Origin of the sequence: Arthrobacter sp. Hiyo1, assembly GCF_001263615.2 — a bacterium.
Taxonomy (GTDB): domain Bacteria; phylum Actinomycetota; class Actinomycetes; order Actinomycetales; family Micrococcaceae; genus Arthrobacter.
In genome coordinates this window covers 752,112-755,206 of the sequence record NZ_DF952468.1, presented here as the reverse complement: position 1 = coordinate 755,206, position 3,095 = coordinate 752,112, and the positions used below count along the sequence as shown (strand labels likewise).

The following is a 3,095-nucleotide window of genomic DNA, read 5'->3' as shown; positions in this document are numbered from 1 at the left end:
CACGGGTGCCGTCCTGCGCAGGAGCTTCAACAGGTGCTGCGGCAGGTGCGGCAGCGGTCTCAGCTTCCGGGGCTGCAGGCGCGGCCTTTGCTGCCACGGCCTTGGCCGCGGTGGGAGCCTTGCTGGTGGTTGCACCGGCACGGTGGGCCGAGATAGCCGAGACCAAGTCCCCCTTGCGCATCCGGGATCCGCCCGAAATGCCCAGCTGACTGGCGAGAGCCTGGAGCTGCGCGAGCTTGAGGCCTGCAAGGCCGCTGCTCTTAGCGGTTGCGGCCGTTGATTCAGCTGCAGAAGATGTTGTGTCCACAGCTGAAGCCAGCTCAGTGGTTTCTGTCACGAAGGATCCTTCCCCCTCGACGGCGTCCAGACCTAGAGCTGGACGCGATGATTTGTTCTGGACTGCAGTTCAGATCTGCAGCCGTGATTTCGGTCTTGCCGGTTTAGTTTCAGCAGGGCCGGATACTAATACGTCTTCGATGCTCCGGCGGGCGGGGCGCGGGCTGACGGCTCGGGTAACAGAAAGGGTTCTGTGGCACCTGCGACAGGCCGATAAGGAGACGACACCGGCAGACTTCGACACAGTAGGAGACGGGAACGGCAATAAGCCGGGATCCAATGTCAGGGAACTGCCCGCGGTTCTACCGCCGGTGCAAGTCCACTCTAGCACCTTCAACGTCCACTGCCAGTGTCATCACGCGCCACGCAACATCCGGAGTGTTGTCCGCGGTGAACGAATTAATCAATTCGGCGATCGCCTTGGCTTCATCCGCGCCGTTGGCCAGTGCCAGAACTGTGGGTCCCGCTCCCGAGACCACGGCTGCATGGCCCGAAGACCGCAATGCCTTGATCAGCGCCGCACTGGGCCGCATTGCCTCGGCGCGGTAGCTCTGGTGAAGGTAGTCCTCGGTTCCGGGAAGCAGGAAACGGGGGTCGGCCGTCAATGCGTGGATGAGGAGCGCCGCGCGTCCTGAGTTCATGGCTGCTGCGTGGTGGCCGATGGAAGCGGGCAGCAAACCGCGGGCGGTCTCGGTGGACAATTCGTAGTCAGGCACGGCGACGATCGGGATGACCGACGGGACCACTTCTGCGCGGGTGCTGCTGTACTGCTCGCTGTCCTGCCATGACAGGGCCAATCCGCCGAAAATCGCGGGTGCGACGTTGTCCGGGTGCCCTTCCATCTCGCTCGTGAGCTGCAGGATCCAGTCGCGGTCGCGCTGTGCGGATTCGGGCACCAAGGCGTTGGCCGCGGTCACGGCGGCAACCACGGCCGACGCCGAGGAGCCAAGTCCGCGGCCGTGCGGGTTGACGTTGTCCGCGGTGATCCTGAGGCCGCTGTGCCGGAAACCGAGCCGCTCCAAGGCCGTGTTGAGGGCACGCACGACGAGGTGGCTCGCATCCCGGGGAAGGGAATCGGCTCCCTCACCGGAGAGCTCGAACTCGAGCTCTCCGGTGGTGAGTGTTTCGACGGTCAGGGTGTCGTAGATCGACAATGCCAGGCCGAGGCTGTCATAGCCGGGGCCCAGGTTGGCGCTGGTGCCCGGGACCCTGACGGTCAGCTGCTGGCTGCCGCGACAAGCGTGAGACCCGTCGCGGTGGGCTGCGTGGTTTCCACTCTTAGTTTTCTTCCAGTCCCAGTTCGGATGCCACGGTTACGACGTCGTTCGGCACCTTGACCGGTTGGACCTCACTGCCGTCTTCGGTACGGAGTGCCCACTGCGGGTCTTTGAGTCCGTGTCCGGTGACGGTGATGACGATCGTCTTGCCGGTGGGAACCTCGCCTGCGGCGTGCTTCTTGATGAGCCCGGCTACGCCTGCTGCGGAACCGGGTTCCACGAAGACGCCTTCCTTGGCGGAGAGCCAGCGGTGGGCATCGAGGATTTCCTCGTCGGTCACGGCGTCGATGAAGCCGCCGGATTCATCACGCGCCGCAATGGCCGTGTCCCAGGACGCCGGGTTGCCGATGCGGATGGCCGTGGCGATCGTGTCCGGTTCGGTGATGGGGTGGCCTGCCACGAACGGTGCCGCGCCTGCCGCTTGGAATCCCCACATGGCTGGCGTCTTGGTGGAGACGGCGGGAAGGGTGCCGGCGGTCGCGGACTCGAAGGGGGCGGAATACTCCTTGTAGCCCTTCCAGTACGCGCTGATGTTGCCCGCGTTGCCTACCGGCAGGACGTGGATGTCCGGAGCGTCTCCGAGGGCGTCGACGATTTCGAAGGCACCGGTCTTCTGGCCTTGGATACGCGCCGGGTTGACCGAGTTCACGAGGAACACCGGGTAGGACTCGCCGAGCTTGCGGGCGATGTCGAGGCAGTTGTCGAAGTTGCCGTCCACTTGCAGGAGGGTCGCGCCGTGCGCGATGGCCTGGCTGAGCTTGCCCATGGAGATCTTGCCTTCGGGGACCAGCACGGCGCACTTGAGCCCGGCGGCGGTGGCGTAGGCTGCGGCGGAGGCCGAGGTGTTGCCCGTGGAGGCGCAAACAACGGCCTTGGCGCCTGCTTCGACAGCCGCTGTCATGGCCATCGTCATGCCGCGGTCCTTGAAGGACCCGGTGGGGTTCATGCCCTCCACCTTGAGGTACACGGTGGATCCGGTGAGTTCGGAGAGCTTCTGCGCGTGGACGAGCGGAGTTCCGCCCTCGCCGAGGGTAATGACCTTCGTGGCTTCCGTTACAGGCAAACGATCAGCGTATTCGCGGATTACTCCGCGCCATTGGTGAGCCACTTAGACCCCTTCTACCCGCAGGACGGATGTCACAGAATTGATGACGTCCAGGCCCTTGACGGCCTCGACGGTTGCCGCGAGTGCGGCTTCGGATGCGCGGTGGGTGACGATCTTCAGCTCGGCCGACTCAACCTTCGAGGCGGCGTCGCGGTGGATCGTCTGGCGCATGATTTCGATCGACACGCCGTGCTCCGCAAAGATGTGGGTGATCCGGGCCAGGACGCCGGCCTGGTCGGCAACGTCGAGGCCGATGTAGTAGCTCGTGGTCGAGGCATCGATCGACAGCGCAGGCACGTAGCCCGTGGTGGTCTCGGTACGGCCGGGACCGCCCAGTACCACCCGGCGGGCTGCCGAGACGAGGTCGCCCAGGACGG

The 3,095-nt window shown here is 65.0% G+C and carries 4 protein-coding genes; all 4 read right to left on the bottom strand.

Going from position 1 to position 3,095, the window contains the following annotated elements:
* Positions 1-337 (bottom strand): Rho termination factor N-terminal domain-containing protein (locus AHiyo1_RS03300; protein WP_172465481.1); only part of this gene is annotated, 337 nt, incomplete at its 3' end.
* Positions 338-638: 301 nt separating this feature from the next.
* The gene (thrB, locus tag AHiyo1_RS03295) at positions 639-1,556 is read right to left on the bottom strand and encodes a homoserine kinase (protein WP_059387609.1); all 918 of its coding nucleotides are present in this window, start codon (positions 1,554-1,556) and stop codon (positions 639-641) included.
* 58 nt (positions 1,557-1,614) lie between these two features.
* Positions 1,615-2,721, bottom strand: coding sequence for a threonine synthase (gene thrC, locus AHiyo1_RS03290; protein WP_059387608.1), 1,107 nt, complete (start codon positions 2,719-2,721; stop codon positions 1,615-1,617).
* Positions 2,722-3,095: ACT domain-containing protein (locus AHiyo1_RS03285; RefSeq protein WP_113990541.1), on the bottom strand; the 374-nt coding region annotated here is incomplete at its 5' end.